General features: G+C 73.4%; 19 protein-coding genes and 1 pseudogene. 8 read left to right on the forward strand and 12 right to left on the reverse strand.

Annotated elements, in window-relative coordinates; translation table 11 throughout:
- Nucleotides 1–984 carry a ribosome small subunit-dependent GTPase A gene (gene rsgA / locus BUE29_RS04180; RefSeq protein ID WP_073386256.1) on the forward strand — a complete coding sequence of 328 codons (984 nt, stop codon included), beginning with the start codon at nt 1–3 and terminating at the stop codon, nt 982–984.
- Here the strand turns inward: rsgA and BUE29_RS04185 are convergent.
- Nucleotides 981–1,956, reverse strand: a pseudogene (locus tag BUE29_RS04185) (IS481 family transposase). The gene rsgA and the pseudogene BUE29_RS04185 sit on opposite strands and share 4 nt — an antisense overlap.
- 222 nt (nt 1,957–2,178) lie before the next feature.
- Between BUE29_RS04185 and BUE29_RS22310 the strand changes: the two are divergent.
- Nucleotides 2,179–2,901, forward strand: coding sequence for a hypothetical protein (locus BUE29_RS22310; protein ID WP_073386259.1), 723 nt, complete (start codon nt 2,179–2,181; stop codon nt 2,899–2,901).
- A gap of 70 nt (nt 2,902–2,971) precedes the next feature.
- On the opposite strand, the gene BUE29_RS04195 is transcribed toward BUE29_RS22310, so the two are convergent.
- Complete coding sequence (locus BUE29_RS04195) at nt 2,972–4,078, reverse strand: aminotransferase class I/II-fold pyridoxal phosphate-dependent enzyme (RefSeq protein WP_073387025.1); 1,107 nt, start codon at nt 4,076–4,078, stop codon at nt 2,972–2,974.
- Nucleotides 4,079–4,320: 242 nt separating this feature from the next.
- Here BUE29_RS04195 and BUE29_RS04200 point away from each other — a divergent pair, with 242 nt between their 5' ends.
- Nucleotides 4,321–5,103: an inositol monophosphatase family protein gene (locus BUE29_RS04200; protein ID WP_073386262.1), complete on the forward strand. Its 783-nt coding sequence runs from the start codon at nt 4,321–4,323 to the stop codon at nt 5,101–5,103.
- Between the two features lie 6 nt (nt 5,104–5,109).
- Here the strand turns inward: BUE29_RS04200 and BUE29_RS04205 are convergent, their stop codons facing one another.
- Both BUE29_RS04205 and BUE29_RS04210 read right to left on the reverse strand, forming a co-directional pair.
- Nucleotides 5,110–6,132, reverse strand: a complete 1,023-nt coding sequence (locus BUE29_RS04205; RefSeq protein ID WP_084180666.1) for an S-adenosylmethionine:tRNA ribosyltransferase-isomerase — start codon at nt 6,130–6,132, stop codon at nt 5,110–5,112.
- Entirely contained in the window at nt 6,129–6,827 is a 699-nt protein-coding gene (locus BUE29_RS04210; protein ID WP_073387028.1) for an SDR family NAD(P)-dependent oxidoreductase, read from the reverse strand. Before BUE29_RS04210 ends, BUE29_RS04205 begins: the two co-directional genes overlap by 4 nt.
- Before the next feature lie 53 nt (nt 6,828–6,880).
- Between BUE29_RS04210 and soxR the strand changes: the two genes are divergently transcribed.
- Nucleotides 6,881–7,339, forward strand: a complete 459-nt coding sequence (gene soxR / locus BUE29_RS04215; RefSeq protein WP_073386264.1) for a redox-sensitive transcriptional activator SoxR — start codon at nt 6,881–6,883, stop codon at nt 7,337–7,339.
- A gap of 16 nt (nt 7,340–7,355) precedes the next feature.
- Here soxR and BUE29_RS04220 read toward each other — a convergent pair whose 3' ends face one another.
- The gene (locus BUE29_RS04220) at nt 7,356–7,895 is read right to left on the reverse strand and encodes a YbaK/EbsC family protein (protein WP_073386267.1); all 540 of its coding nucleotides are present in this window, start codon (nt 7,893–7,895) and stop codon (nt 7,356–7,358) included.
- A 23-nt stretch (nt 7,896–7,918) separates the two neighbouring features.
- On the opposite strand from BUE29_RS04220, the gene BUE29_RS04225 reads away from it, so the two are divergent.
- The 4 genes from BUE29_RS04225 to BUE29_RS04240 are packed head-to-tail and all read left to right on the forward strand — an operon-like array spanning nt 7,919 to nt 9,439.
- Nucleotides 7,919–8,338, forward strand: a complete 420-nt coding sequence (locus BUE29_RS04225) for a CoA-binding protein (protein ID WP_073386270.1) — start codon at nt 7,919–7,921, stop codon at nt 8,336–8,338.
- Nucleotides 8,339–8,341: 3 nt separating this feature from the next.
- Nucleotides 8,342–8,752 (forward strand): PPOX class F420-dependent oxidoreductase, encoded by a 411-nt coding sequence (locus BUE29_RS04230; protein ID WP_073386274.1) that lies wholly within the window; start codon nt 8,342–8,344, stop codon nt 8,750–8,752.
- A gap of 34 nt (nt 8,753–8,786) precedes the next feature.
- Nucleotides 8,787–9,053: a type II toxin-antitoxin system Phd/YefM family antitoxin gene (locus tag BUE29_RS04235; protein WP_073386277.1), complete on the forward strand. Its 267-nt coding sequence runs from the start codon at nt 8,787–8,789 to the stop codon at nt 9,051–9,053.
- Nucleotides 9,050–9,439: a type II toxin-antitoxin system VapC family toxin gene (locus BUE29_RS04240; RefSeq protein ID WP_084180667.1), complete on the forward strand. Its 390-nt coding sequence runs from the start codon at nt 9,050–9,052 to the stop codon at nt 9,437–9,439. Before BUE29_RS04235 ends, BUE29_RS04240 begins: the two co-directional genes overlap by 4 nt.
- Before the next feature lie 16 nt (nt 9,440–9,455).
- Here BUE29_RS04240 and BUE29_RS04245 read toward each other — a convergent pair whose 3' ends face one another.
- From BUE29_RS04245 to BUE29_RS04275, 7 genes are all read right to left on the reverse strand, one after another.
- The gene (locus BUE29_RS04245; RefSeq protein WP_073386281.1) at nt 9,456–9,731 is read right to left on the reverse strand and encodes an acylphosphatase; all 276 of its coding nucleotides are present in this window, start codon (nt 9,729–9,731) and stop codon (nt 9,456–9,458) included.
- A 32-nt stretch (nt 9,732–9,763) separates the two neighbouring features.
- Nucleotides 9,764–9,982 carry a hypothetical protein gene (locus BUE29_RS04250; protein ID WP_073386283.1) on the reverse strand — a complete coding sequence of 73 codons (219 nt, stop codon included), beginning with the start codon at nt 9,980–9,982 and terminating at the stop codon, nt 9,764–9,766.
- A gap of 109 nt (nt 9,983–10,091) precedes the next feature.
- The gene (locus BUE29_RS04255) at nt 10,092–10,328 is read right to left on the reverse strand and encodes a MoaD/ThiS family protein (RefSeq protein WP_073386285.1); all 237 of its coding nucleotides are present in this window, start codon (nt 10,326–10,328) and stop codon (nt 10,092–10,094) included.
- 24 nt (nt 10,329–10,352) lie between these two features.
- Nucleotides 10,353–11,441, reverse strand: a complete 1,089-nt coding sequence (locus BUE29_RS04260; protein WP_200800024.1) for an ABC transporter ATP-binding protein — start codon at nt 11,439–11,441, stop codon at nt 10,353–10,355.
- A complete protein-coding gene (gene modB / locus BUE29_RS04265) occupies nt 11,414–12,238 on the reverse strand; it encodes a molybdate ABC transporter permease subunit (RefSeq protein WP_073386288.1) in 825 nt (274 codons plus the stop codon). Before modB ends, BUE29_RS04260 begins: the two co-directional genes overlap by 28 nt.
- A complete protein-coding gene (gene modA, locus BUE29_RS04270) occupies nt 12,235–13,029 on the reverse strand; it encodes a molybdate ABC transporter substrate-binding protein (protein ID WP_073386291.1) in 795 nt (264 codons plus the stop codon). Before modA ends, modB begins: the two co-directional genes overlap by 4 nt.
- Nucleotides 13,026–13,433: a TOBE domain-containing protein gene (locus BUE29_RS04275; protein ID WP_073386293.1), complete on the reverse strand. Its 408-nt coding sequence runs from the start codon at nt 13,431–13,433 to the stop codon at nt 13,026–13,028. The genes modA and BUE29_RS04275 overlap by 4 nt, the downstream gene beginning before the upstream one ends.
- Nucleotides 13,434–13,449 lie beyond the last annotated feature (16 nt).

The raw sequence follows: 13,449 nt of genomic DNA on the forward strand, positions 1-13,449 counted from the left end.
ATGGCCCGACGGGACACCCACCGGATGGACGAGGACGACGTCCGTTCGCGGGCCAATCCGCGCGGCACCCGCCCCCGTTCCAAGCACCGCCCGTCGCACGAGGACGCCGCGACCGGCACGGTGTTCGCCGTCGACCGCGGCCGGTACGGCGTCCGGATCGACGAGGGTGCTCTCGTCACCGCCATGCGCGCCCGGGAGCTCGGCCGCGCCGCGATGGTCGTCGGCGACCGCGTCGGCGTGGTCGGCGACCTCACCGGTGCCCCCGACACGCTCGCCCGCATCGTCCGGCTCGACGAGCGGGACACCGTGCTGCGCCGCACCGCCGACGACAACGACCCGCACGAACGCGTCATCGTCGCCAACGCCGACCAGCTCGTCGTGGTGACGGCCCTCGCCGACCCGACGCCCTCGTTCGGTCTCGTCGACCGCTGTCTCATCGCCGCGCTCACCGAAGGCATCGAGCCGGTGCTGTGCCTGACCAAGTCCGACCTCGCGTCCCCCGACGAGGTCGTCGAGCACTATGCCGCCCTCGACGTCCCGGCCGTGGTGACGCGGCGGGACGAGGCGCCCGACGAGCTCCGCGCGCTGCTCGTGGGTCACGAGTCGGTGTTCGTCGGGCACTCCGGCGTCGGCAAGTCGACGCTGATCAACGCGCTCGTGCCGACCGCCGAGCGCGCCACCGGGTCGGTCAGCGCCGTCGGCAAGGGCCGGCACACGTCCTCGTCCGCGGTCGCGCTGGCGCTGCCCGCGGGCGACGGGTGGGTGATCGACACCCCCGGCGTCCGGTCGTTCGGGCTCGCCCACGTCACCGCCGACGACCTGCTGTGGGCGTTCCCCGACCTCGAGGACGGCGCCACCCAGTGCCTGCCCGGGTGCGAGCACCTCTCGGGTGCCACCGGCTGCCACCTCGACGCATGGGTGGCCGAGGGTCACTCGACGCCGGCTCGGCTGGCCGCCTTCCGGCGACTGCAGGTCAGCCGCTAGCTGTAATGCCCAGCAGCGTTGTCGACGCGGCTGATGGGCGGTTGTCCGCCGAGCGCGGTGTGTGAGCGGTGATGGTTGTAGGTGTGTAGCCAGGTTGGCAAGACCGCGGCTCGGTCGGCGCTGCTGGTGAAGGCTTGGGCGTAGGCCCATTCGTCGAGCAGGGTGCGGTTGAAGCGTTCTGCTTTGCCGTTGGTCTGGGGCCGGTAGCGGCGGGTGAATACCGCGCTGGCGTGCAGGGTGTCCAGCGCGTCGTGCCAGGCGCGGCCGCGGCGGTAGGCCAGGGCGTTGTCGGTCATGACCCGTTCGATGCGTGGGATGCCGTGGGCGGCGAAGTGGTCGGCGGCGCGGAGCAGGAACCTGGCGCAGGTGCCGGTGGTCTCGTCGGGGTGGATTTCGGCGTAGGCCAGTCGGGTGTGGTCGTCGATGGCGCAGTGGACGTAGTCATAGCCAACGCGTGGCGCGTTGCGATGTGCTCGATGGGCTTCGCTGTCGCGTCCGAGCGCTCGCCAGCCGCCACCGTCACGCAGGCGGCCGAGCTTCTTGACGTCGACGTGGATCAGCTCGCCGGGCCGCTCACGTTCATAGCGCCGGACCAGGGTGCCGGTGGGGCGGTCGATCCACGCCAGCCGGTGCATCCCGTGGCGGGTCAGCACGGCATGCACCGTTGAGGCGGGAACGTCCACCAGCGGCGCGATCCGGGCCGGACCGAGCTTGCGGGTCCGGCGCAGCTCGAGGATGCGGGCCTCGATCTCGGGCGGTGTCTTGCGTGGTAACCGGTGGGCTGTGGAGGATCTGTCGGCCAGTCCGGCTAGCCCTTCTTCACGCCAGCGGCGCAGCCACTTGTGGCCGGTCGCGCGTGAGCAGTTCAGCTCGGCAGCGACGTGCGCGACCGGCCGGCCGGCCGTCCTCAACGACACGGCGCACCAGCTCGACGCGGGCATGGATCGTCAGACGGGCATTAGCGTGTGACACCGGAACCTCCGTGCGATGGGGTGAAGTCCTAGACAGCTCCACACCTCGCACGGAGGTTCTCTGCGATCAACCAGCCACGCCGTCAACAACGGTCGTGGGCATTACAGCTAGCTGGGCACTACAACTAGCCCGCACCCGCGGCGCCCGCCTCACCGGAGCTTTAAGAGTTCCCGAAGGGCGGGCCGGGAGTCTTCCGGCGTCAGCATCGACCTGGGAGAGACCATGCAGATCGCCACCCCCGTCCGCCGCCTCGCCGTCGTCGCCGTCGTCGGCGCGATCGCCGTCGTCGCCGCCGGCGGTGTCGGGTACGCCGCCGCGTCGTCGGCCGGCAAGCCCGTCACCGCCTGCGCGAACGCCAAGGGCAAGCTCGCCCTGCAGAACAAGAAGGGGAAGTGCGCCGCCGGCTACAAGCGGGTGACGATCGGCAAGCAGGGTCCGCGCGGCGCCGCGGGCGCGAAGGGTGCCAAGGGCGCCGCCGGCGCCGCCGGTCCCCAGGGGGCACCCGGCGCGCAGGGGCCTGGCGCCGTGGTGTTCGACGAGATCGCGTTCGACAACGACACGACGTCGACCGTGACCGTCGACGGTTTCGGCTATCAGGGCCAGTGCACGGTCACCGGCACGGGCTCGAGCCGCAGCGTGACGGCCAAGCTGCTGGTGACGCCCCCCGCCAACACCTCCGCGCGGATCACCGCGCTCTCGGCGTCGACGCTGAACGGCGGCACGCCGGTGCCCGTCGCCTACCAGGGCAGTGCCGCCAGCACCACGCAGGACGTGCACGTCGGGGCGTCCGACACCGACACCCGCATCCTCTACAACCCGGCGATGCACGTGATCGGCGGGAACCGCGTCCAGGTCGTCTCGATCAACATGACGGCCAAGGCGCCGGTCTCCGGCTTCGTCAACGTCCCCTGCTCCTTCGAGGGGACCATCACGGCGGCCTCCTGAGCCGGCTCGCCACAGACCCCACAGGGCGCGAGCGGCCGGTCACCCACCCGGGTGGCCGGCCGTTCGGGCATCAGTGACGCGGCAGCCACGCCCCGAGCAGGTCGACCGCGTGCGCGATCTCGTCGCCGTCCCCGGCGAAGCACAGCCGCACGAAACGCCCGCCGTCGACCGGATCGAAGTCGACACCCGGCACCAGCGCCACACCTGTCTCGTCCAGCACCCGTGCGCACCACGAGGTCGAGTCGTCGGTCCACCGGGACACGTCGGCGTAGACGTAGAACGCCCCGTCCGCCGGGGCGAGCCGGTCGAGACCGATCGCGGGCAGCGCGTCGAGCAGCATGGCGCGGTTCCGCGCGTACCGCGCCACGTTGGCGTCCAGCTCGTCGTACGCGTCGAAGGCCGCGACGGCGGCGAGCTGCGAGAGCACCGGCGGGCAGATCGTGAAGTTGCCGGCGAGCCGGTCGACGGAGTCGGCCAGCTCGTCGGGCACGAGCAACCAGCCGATGCGCCACCCCGTCATCGAGAAGTACTTCGAGAACGAGTTGACCACCACGCCGTCGCGATGCGTCCGCCAGGCGCTCGTGGCGACCTCACCGAAGGTGATGCCGTGGTAGATCTCGTCGCTGATCAACCGCGTCCCGTGGTCACGACACCATTGCGCGATGTCGCGCAATTCGTCGGGACCGACCATGGTGCCGGTCGGGTTGGCCGGGCTCGCGAGCACGAGGCCGGCCGGCGGCTCCGGGAGCGCGTCCAGCTGCGCGACGGTGGGTTGGAAGCGGGTCTCCGGTCCGCACGGCAACTCGATCACGCGGCAGCCGAGGGCGGCCAGCATGTTGCGGTAGGCCGGGTAACCGGGTCGCGCCATGACGACGGTGTCCCCCGCGTCGAACGCGGCCAGGAACGCGAGCAGGAACCCGCCCGACGAGCCAGTGGTCACCGCCACGCTCGCCGGGTCGACCGCCACGCCGACACGGTCGCGGTAGTGGCCGGCGATCGCCTCGCGCAGCGCCGGCACGCCGAGCGCGCTGGAGTACCCGATGCGGTCGGCGTCGAGGGCGCGCCGGGCGGCTGCCCGCACCGGGCTCGGCGCCGGTGTCGACGGTTGTCCGGCCGACAGGTCGACGACCGGCAGGCCGGCGGCCCGGCGGCGGCCGACGGCGTCGATCACCCGCATCACGCGGAAGGGCGGGACACCGCCGCGGTCGGAGATCACAGCCCGACGGTAGCGGTCTCGCCCCACGAGGCCAGGACGGCACCGAGACAGGAGAAGCCACCTGGTCCCGACGTGGACCCCTGGTCGTCCGAGTGTCGGACAGCCCGTGTGCAGCCCGTGTGCAGCCCGCACACGGGCTGCACACGCTCTGCCATACACGGCGTCGACGTCGTGAGGGTCGTCGGCGACGGTAACCTCCGCCCGTGCCCGATTTCACCGACGATCTCGCCCTCGCCCGCCGGCTCGCCGACCTGGCGGACGCGATCTCGCTCGCACGCTTTCGCGCCACCGACCTCGTGGTGGAGACCAAGCCCGACCTCACCCCGGTGAGCGACGCCGACCGTGCCGTGGAGCGGGAACTGCGCGACGAGCTCGCCCGCGCACGGCCGGACGACGCCGTCTCGGGCGAGGAGCTCGGCTCTGCCGGTTCCGGGGCTCGGCGCTGGGTCCTGGACCCGATCGACGGCACGAAGAACTACGTCCGAGGCGTGCCCGTGTGGGCGACACTCGTCGCCCTGCTCGACGGGGACGACGCCGTCGTCGGCGTCGTCTCGGCGCCGGCACTCGGGCGCCGCTGGTGGGCCGCGCGGGGCCTCGGCGCGTTCGGCACGACCCTGGGTGGCGAGCCCACGCGGCTGGCCGTCTCCCGGGTCGCGCAGCTGGCCGACGCGAGCATGTCCTACTCGTCGCTGGGGGGCTGGCGCGAGCGCGGGGTCGACCTCGAGGCGGTCACCGCGCAGCTCTGGCGCAGCCGCGCCTACGGTGACTTCTGGTCGCACATGCTCGTCGCCGAGGGCGCGGTCGACATCGCGGCCGAGCCCGAGCTGTCCCTCTGGGACATGGCCGCGCTGGCCCCGATCGTCGTCGAGGCGGGTGGCCGCTTCACCGCGGTCGACGGCCGATCCTGGGTGCACGGTGACAGCGCCGCGACGAGCAACGGGCTGCTGCACGACGCACTGCTGGCGGCCCTGCGCCCACAGCACTAGTTCCCGTCACGGCAGCAGCAGGCAGCTGTCGCCGAACTCGTGCCACCGGTAGCCCCGCGCCGACGCCGCGGCGTACGCGCGCTCCACGAGCTCCCGGCCCGCCACCGCCCGGAGCAGGTCGAGGTGGGAGGCACCGGACTCGTGCCATCCGGTCAGCAGCCCGGAGACCACCCGGGCCTCGCGGGCGGGCCCGAGCACGAGGTCGGTCCACCCGCGCCGTTCCCGCACGACACCGACGTCGTCGGTCGCCGACTCCAGTGCGCGCGTCACGCTCGTGCCGACCGCGACGACGCGGCCGCCGGCGGCCCGGGTCGTGTTCACGTACCGCGCCGTCGCCCCGGGCACCCGGAAGCGTTCCGGCTGCGGCTGCTCACCCGGTTCCTGCGACGACACCCCGGTGTGCAGGACGATCGGCGCGACCGCGATCCCCCGCGTGACCAGCTCGGTGACGAGCTCCACGGTGAACGGGCGTCCCGCGCTCGGCATCTCCGCGCTCCCCGGCTCGCGGGCGAACACGGTCTGGTAGTCCGGCAGCGGATGCGGCCGAGCGACGTAGGAGTAGCGGATCGGCCGGCCGTGCCGGTCGAGCAGCGCCGCGACACCTCCCTCGACCGCGACCGACGCCCGCCAGAGCCGCCGCTGCCCGGCGGGATGGGCCGCGAGCAGCCGCATCGGCACCCGGTCGGGCAGGGTGATCGTCTCGCCGGCGCGCGCGTCCGGGACCGGGCCGGCCGCGTCCTCCCGGGGTCTGATCTCGACCACCCACGTCCCGTCGTCGAGGGCGGTGGCGAAGTGCACGGTGACCGCGCGGCCGTAGGCGCGCACGCCGTCGACGGCCGCGGGCAGCGTCCGCGAGGTGTTCACGACGAGGAGGTCACCGGCGGACAGGTAGTCGACGAGAGCGGGGAACCGCGCGTGCTCCACCCCGCCGCGGTGCGCCACGAGCAGTCGCACGCCGTCGCGCGCCGACGGCGGCTCGGTCGCCGCCACACCGCCCGCCACACCGCTCGGCACGCGCGGGCCGCTCACGACGCCACCCGCCCGGCGTCCCAGTCGGCCAGCCGGTACCGGCCGCTGGGCGGCTGCGCGTCGAGCAGCCGGAGCAGGGCGGGCACGACGTGCGCCGGTTCGGGCCGGTCGCTGATGTCCTCGCCCGGGAAGGCGGCCTGGTGCATCGCCGTGCGCATGTCACCGGGATCGACCGTGTAGACCCGCAGGTCCGGTTCCTCCACCGCGAGCACGGCACCGGCGTGGTCGAGCGCGGCCTTGGCCGAGCCGTACCCGCCCCACGTCTCGTACGGCTCGACGGCCGCGTCGGAGCTGACGTCGATCACCGTCCCGGCGGCTCCGCGCAGCAGGGGCAGCAGCAACTGCAACAGGCCGATCGGGGCGAGGACGTTGGTCTCGTACACGCGGCGCAGGGCGTCGAGCGGGTGGGCCGCGAGTGGGGGCAACGGGCTGGGCCCGAGCTCGCTCGCGTTGTTCACGAGCAGGTCGAGCCGGCCGTGCGCGTCGACGGCGGCGGCCAACGCGGCCCGGTGGCCGGGATCGGTGATGTCTCCGGGCACGACGGTGGCCCGCGGCAACTCCGCGGCGAGGCCCTCGGTGCGGCGGGCGTCGACGACGAGCTGCCAGCCGCGCGCCGTCAGCGCGCGGGCCAGCTCCAGGCCGAGACCGCGGGACGCTCCGGTGACGAGGGCGGTGGGTTGCGGGGTTGGAGTCATGCCCGCCATGCTTGTAGTTGAAGCCAACTCTAGGTCAAGGACGGATTGTTGCCGTGAGAACGACCGATCTCCTGACGATGGGCCAGGTCGTCGAGCGCAGCGGGTTCGCGGCGTCGGCGCTGCGGTTCTACGAACGCGAGGGCCTCGTCCAGGCCACGCGGACGACCGGCAACCAGCGCCGCTACGAGCGCAGCGTGCTGCGCCGGCTGGCGTTCATCCGGGCGGCCCGCAACGTGGGGCTGCGCCTCGACGAGGTGGCGGCCGCGCTGGCCACGCTGCCCGACGGCCGCACCCCGACGCGGGCGGACTGGACGCGGCTGTCGCGTACCTGGCGGCAGCGCCTCGACGACCAGATCGCCGCGCTGAGCCGACTGCGCGACGGGCTCGACTCCTGCATCGGCTGCGGCTGCCTGTCGATGAGGACGTGCGCCATGTCGAACCCCGAGGACGTCGCCGCGGCGCGCGGCCCGGGCGCGAGCTTCCTCCCGGCGCCGCTGCGCTCCCCTGCCTGAGGAGGACGGCGCAGCGTCAGGACGCGAGCCCCTCGACGATCTCCGCCGCCGGCAGCGCGGCGAGCGCGTCGGGCGGGAGCGCGATCTTGGCACGCCGTAACCCGCTGCCGACCACGGCCACGGGCCGTGCCAGCACGGCCGCGTCCACGAGCACGGGCCAGTCGGCGGGCAACCCCAGCGGCGTGATGCCGCCGTACTCCATCCCCGACAGCGACACCGCGTCGGCCATCGGCGCGAACGACGCCTTGCGGGCGTCGAGCCGCTTGCGCACCACGCCGTTGACGTCTGCCCGGGTCGTCGCGAGGACGACGCACGCCGCGTAGCGGGTGACCTCCCCGCGCCGCCCGGCGATGACCACGCAGTTGGCCGAGTCGACGAGCTCGACGCCGTACCGCTCGCAGAACTGCGCGGTGTCGGCGAGCTCGGGGTCGATGGGCGCGACCCGGACGTCGCCGGCGCGGGACCAGCCGGCGAGGAACGACGCGACGGGGGCCGCGAGCAGGTCGTCGGAGCCGGCCGACGCGGTCCGCCAGTCGAGAGTGCCGGGTGTCGTCACGAAACCGACCGTACTGTGGACGCATGACCACCGACGAGACGGTCGAGAAGATCCTGCGCGGCTACGACACCATCACCGTGGTCGGTGCGAGCACCGACGCCGCGAAGCCCGCGCACTACGTCCCCGAGCACATGCAGCAGCACGGCTGGCGCATCGTCCCGGTGAATCCGCGCGGTGGCACCATCCTCGGCGAGCAGGTGCACGAGTCGCTCGCGCAGGTGCCGGAGCAGGTCGGCCTGGTCGACGTGTTCCGGCCGTCGGAGCAGGCGCCGGACGTCGCCCGGCAGGCCGTCGCCGCCGGCGCGACCGCGCTGTGGCTGCAGCTGCACATCGCGTCGGACGAGGCACGCCGCATCGCCGAGGACGCCGGCCTGCTCTACGTCGAGAACCGCTGCCTGATCATCGAGCAGCGGCGCCTGTCCCTGTCGGCTCCGGAGCTGTAACCCGTGGACGCCGGCGCCGCCCGCGACTTCCTGCGCGACAACCACCACGCCGTCCTCGCGACGTTCCGCACGGACGGGCGTCCGCAGCTCTCCCCCGTCACGGCGGCCGTCGACGCCGAGGGCCGGGTCGTGGTGAGCACCCGCGAGACCGCGATGAAGGTCAGGCACCTGCGCCGCGACCCGCGCGTCGGGCTCACCGCGTTCGTCGACGCCTTCTACGGCGACTGGATCCAGGTCGAGGGCACCGCCGAGATCGTCGCGCTGCCCGAGGCGATGGAGCTGCTCGTCGAGTACTACCGCTTGGTGTCGGGCGAGCACCCCGACTGGGACGACTACCGCGCGGCGATGGCCCGCGACCAGCGCGTCGTGATCCGCTTCGCCATCGAGCGGGCCGGCCCGAACGCCTCCGGCTGACCGCGGGCCCTCGCGACGCGCTACGCTGTGCTACATGCGGACCGTAACCCACCGCGAGATGCGTAACAGCAGTGGTGAGCTGTTGCGTGCCGTCGCCGCGGGCGAGTCCGTGCTGGTGACCAACAACGGACGGGTGACGGCAGTCCTCTCACCGCCCGGGACGATCCCGCTCGTCGATCTGGCGGCCCGGGGCCAGGCCCGCCCTCCCCGCGCGCCGCGCAGCGATCTCGCCGCCGTCCGTCGAGGCAGCTCCGCGCGAACGACGGGCGAGCTGATCGCCGACGTCCGCGGCCACTGGTGATCGCCTATCTCGACACCTCGGCGGCGATGAAGCTGGTCGTGGAGGAGGCAGAGTCGACCGCGTTGCTCGGCCTGCTCACGTCCGCCGAGGAGTTCGACCTCGTCGCGAGCTGGCTGCTGCACACCGAACTGCACTGCGCGGCGAACCGGCATCCCGACTCCGTGCCCACAGCAGCCGTCGAGCAGGTGCTCGACACCGTGACGCTCGTCGACCTCACCCGTGGCGACCTACTGACCGCAGGAACGTTGCCCGGCGGGCTGCGCTCCGCCGACGCCCTCCATCTCGCGGTCGCACTCCGGGTCGCGGCCGACGACATGGTCACCTACGACGCCGAACTCGCCGCGGCGGCACGCTCCGCGGGGTTGCGCGTCCGGGACCCCCGCTGAGGCGCGCGGCGGACGTTCAACCGGCGGTGAACCCCGTCAGCCCCTCGGGATCGGACCACACGGTCTCGACCGAGGTCACCGAGCCGGGCGGGGTGTCGCCGTGCAGCTGCGCCAGCAGCGCCTCGCAGTCGACCCGGGGCCCCTCGGCGACCACCTCGACGCGACCGTCGGGGAGGTTCACCGCGGCACCGGCCAGGCCGAGCCGGCGGGCCTCGTCCCGCGTCCACGCCCGGAAGCCGACGCCCTGCACCCGCCCGCTCACGAACGCCTGCAGCCGTACCCGATCGCTCACACCCCGAGCCTAGGCGCGTCGGAGGGCGCCGGTTACGAGGCCGCCCGCAGCCGGGCCGCGTCGTCGCCGCGCCAGCCGCGCGAACTGCGCGGCCAGGCCACGGCACGCTCCTGGCTCCAGAACGTCTCGGCACCGGCCGCGGGACGTTCGAACTGGTCGGCGACGTCGTCGATCACGTCGGGACGGGACGCCTGCGCGGCGGGGGTCCAGGCCGCGTTGGTCACGTAGGTGTCGGTCGGCAGGTCGGGCATGGCGTCACCTCTCGCCGGACGACCGGGTCGGGGCGACCGGTCTCGGCTCCAGGGTGCCCCGCGCATGTGACCGGTCCGTTTCGCCCGGTGGACGGTGGTGCTAACGGCGTCAGCCGCCGGCGAACGGCGGCAGCACGTCCACCTCGGCGCCGTCGCCCAACGCCGTGGTGTCGTGCGCCCGCTGGCCGTCGACCAGGAAGGACGCCACCACGCTCAGCTGCAGCAGCGCGGGCCGCTCGGCGAGCACCGCCCGCAAGCGCCCGACGGTGTCGGCGGCGAGCATCTCGTGATCGACCCCTGCGGCGCGCTTCGCGCCGGCCCAGTACCGGACGGTGACGACGGCCATGGGGCCAGCCTGCCACCAGCCTGCTCAGCGCGACGGTGCCGGATAGGCGCTGACGTCGGTCGCCTTCGCCGACAACCACACCTCGCGGCCCGGTGCGAGACCGAGCTCGGCGACGGCCGCGGCGGTGACGTCCACCGTCGCAGCGAGCTCGCCGACCGTCGTCACGCGCACGCGGTCCCCCAGCGGGGCCAGCGCAGCGACGGTGGCGCGCCACCGGTTGCGTGCACTCGCCGGCCCGGGCGCGGCGCCGTGCACCGTGATCGCGGACGGTCGCAGCGCGGCGAGCACCGCGCCGTCGGGTGCCGCCGGCGCGACGAGCGAGCCGCCGCCGGTGATCGCGACGACGCCGGCCGAGGCCGTGCCCTCGTACAGGTTCATCCCGACGAGCCGCGCGACGTAGGGGGTCAGCGGTCGGCCGGTGATCTCCGCCGGCGTCCCCTGCTGCACGACCCCGCCGCGTTCGAGCACCACGATGCGGGTGGCCAGCAGCAGCGCCTCGATCGGGTCGTGGGTGACGAGAAGCGTCGGCCCGGCGAACGCGCCCAGGTGCTCGCGCAGCTCGCCCTGCACCTCCGCGCGGGTCTGGACGTCGAGCGCGGCGAGCGGCTCGTCGAGCAGCAGCACCGCGGGGTCGCAGGCGAGCGCCCGGGCGAGCGCGACGCGTTGCGCCTGCCCGCCGGAGAGCTGCCGCGGGTAGCGACGCCCCAACTCGTCGAGCGACAGTCGCGCGAGCCAGTCGGTGGCCGTCGACCGTGCGGCCGAGCGACCGACCCCGCGCGAGCGCGGGCCGAAGGCGACGTTGTCCACGACCCGCAGGTGCGCGAAGAGCCGGTGATCCTGGAACACCACGCCGATGCGCCGCCGCTGCGGCGGCAGGTACACGCCGCCGGCGATGTCGTCCACGACGGTGCTGCCCACCCGCACCGTCCCGCCGTCGAGGGGTTGCAGCCCGGCGACCACCCGCAGCAACGTCGACTTGCCCGCACCGTTGGGGCCGAGGACGGCCACGACCTCACCGGGGTCGGCCGCGACGTCCACCCGCAGTTCGAACCCGCCCCGCCGGACGTGCCCGTCCACCCGCAGCGTCACGAGGCGGCCACCGGTCGCAGCCACCGGTCGCGCAGCAACCCGAGCACCACGAGGGCGACGGCGATGAGGGGCAGGCCGAGGGCGGGCGCGTCCGCGGGCTGGTCGGCGAACACGGTCAGCACGAGCGTGGGCAGGGTCTGCGTGACCTCGGGTGAGTTCCCGCCGAAGAGCAGCGTCGCGCCGAACTCGCCGAGCGCGCGGGCCCAGCACAGCACCGCGCCCGCCACGATGGCGGGCGCGACGAGCGGCAGCGTCACGCGCAGGAAGATGCGGGTTCGCGAGGCCCCGAGCGTCGCCGCGGCCTCCTCGACGCCGCGATCGGCGATGCGGAACGCACCCTCGACCGTCACCACCAGGAACGGCATGGCGACGAAGGTCTGCGCGACGACGATCGCCGGGTAGGTGAAGGGCAGGTCGAAGCCGAACACACTGCGGAACTCCCCGCCGACGATGCCCGCGCGTCCGAACGCGTCGAAGAGCGCTACCCCGCCGATGACCGGCGGCAGCACGAGCGGGATCGTCACGATCGCCCGCGCGACCGCCATGCCGGGAAAGCGGAACCGTGCGAGCAGCCACGCCAGCGGCACGCCGAACACGAGCGAGGCCGCCGTGGCCTCGAGCGACGACTCGAGCGACAGCCGCAGCGCCGGCCACACCTGCTGATCGCGGTAGATGCGGCCGAGGTCGCTCCAGGGGACCCGCACGACCAGTGCGAGCGTCGGCAGCAGCAGGAACAACACCGCCAGCACGGCCGGCGGCACGACGACGAGCGGGGTGCCGGTGCCGGCCGCGCGGCGGGCGCGCGACCGGGTACCGATCACGGCGCGCTGAAACCGTCACTGCGTAGCACCTGCTGGCCGGGTGCCGACAGCACGTACTGCACGAAGGCCTTGGCGAGGGGCTTGTTCTTCGCGTGCGTCAGCGTGGCGATCGGGTAGGTCGTGCTCGCGTTGACGTCGTCGGCGATCTCGACACCGTGCACTTTGCTGCCGGCGGCACGCACGTCGGTGACGTAGACGAGTCCGGCGTCGGCCTCGCCGGACTCGACGACGGCCAGGGTCGACTTGACGTCCTGCAGGCTGGCAGCCGGTTTGACCGTCAGCTTCGCGTTGGCCAAGACGGTCTTGGCCACCGCGCCGCAGGGCACGGCCGCGTCGCAGACGGCCACCTTGACGCCGGGCTTGGCGAGGTCGGCCAACGTGGTGATCGTCGCCGGGTTCTTCGGCGGCGTCGCGATCTCCAGCGTGTTGGAGACGAAGTTCCTGGGCTTGTCCGCGTCCTTCGCGTCGGTCACCGACGTCATGTTCTTCGTGGACGCGGACGCGAAGACGTCGGCCGGCTTGCCCTGGGTGATCTGGGTCGCGAGATCGGAGCTCGCGCCGAGCTGCAGGTTCACGGTGGTGCCGGGGTACTCGGCCTCGACCTGCTTCTTGATGGTGCCGAAGGCCTCGGTGAGCGACGCGGCGGCGAACACGGTGATGGACCCGGTCGGCTTGCCGGTGGTGGTTGCCGACGGGCTCGACCCCGCGTCGTCGGAGTCCGACCCGCACCCGGCGAGTACGAGGCTGCCGGCGGCGGCGACGACGGTGAGGGCGACGGACAGGTGTCTCACGAAGGGACCTCCGATACTTCGACGACGACGTTCGTGGACTTCACGGCGGCCGTGGCGGTGACACCCGGTTCGAGTCCGAGCTCGTCGGCGGCCTCGCGGCTCATGAGCGAGACGACCCGGTAGGGGCCGCACTGCAGCTCGACCTGCGCCATCACGGTGTCGCGCAGCACGCGGGTGACCAGTCCGACGAAGCGGTTGCGAGCCGACTCGCGGCTGATCGGGCCGGTGGTGGGGACGGGGCCGGCGTGCTGTTCGGCGAAGCGGGCCAGCTCGACGCCGTCGATGACCCGGCGGCCCTGGTCGTCCTGGCGCGTCTCGACGCGGCCGCCGTCGGCCCAGCGGCGCAGCGAGTCGTCACTGACGCCGAGCAGATCGGCTGCTTCGCGGATGCGGTAGCTCGGCATGGTCCGACCCCGTTCT

It is taken from the genome of Jatrophihabitans endophyticus (genome assembly GCF_900129455.1).
Taxonomy (GTDB): domain Bacteria; phylum Actinomycetota; class Actinomycetes; order Mycobacteriales; family Jatrophihabitantaceae; genus Jatrophihabitans; species Jatrophihabitans endophyticus.

Excerpts from the sequence above, each read along its gene's own strand:
- BUE29_RS04250 (WP_073386283.1), bottom strand. The coding sequence starts at position 9,982 with ATGCCCGACCTGCCGACCGACACCTACGTGACCAACGCGGCCTGGACC.
- BUE29_RS04275 (WP_073386293.1), bottom strand. The coding sequence starts at position 13,433 with ATGCCGAGCTACCGCATCCGCGAAGCAGCCGATCTGCTCGGCGTCAGT.
- rsgA (WP_073386256.1), top strand. The coding sequence starts at position 1 with ATGGCCCGACGGGACACCCACCGGATGGACGAGGACGACGTCCGTTCG.
- BUE29_RS04225 (WP_073386270.1), top strand. The coding sequence starts at position 7,919 with ATGACCACCGACGAGACGGTCGAGAAGATCCTGCGCGGCTACGACACC.
- BUE29_RS04195 (WP_073387025.1), bottom strand. The coding sequence starts at position 4,078 with ATGCGGGTGATCGACGCCGTCGGCCGCCGCCGGGCCGCCGGCCTGCCG.
- BUE29_RS04235 (WP_073386277.1), top strand. The coding sequence starts at position 8,787 with ATGCGGACCGTAACCCACCGCGAGATGCGTAACAGCAGTGGTGAGCTG.
- BUE29_RS04210 (WP_073387028.1), bottom strand. The coding sequence starts at position 6,827 with ATGACTCCAACCCCGCAACCCACCGCCCTCGTCACCGGAGCGTCCCGC.
- BUE29_RS22310 (WP_073386259.1), top strand. The coding sequence starts at position 2,179 with ATGCAGATCGCCACCCCCGTCCGCCGCCTCGCCGTCGTCGCCGTCGTC.
- BUE29_RS04255 (WP_073386285.1), bottom strand. The coding sequence starts at position 10,328 with ATGGCCGTCGTCACCGTCCGGTACTGGGCCGGCGCGAAGCGCGCCGCA.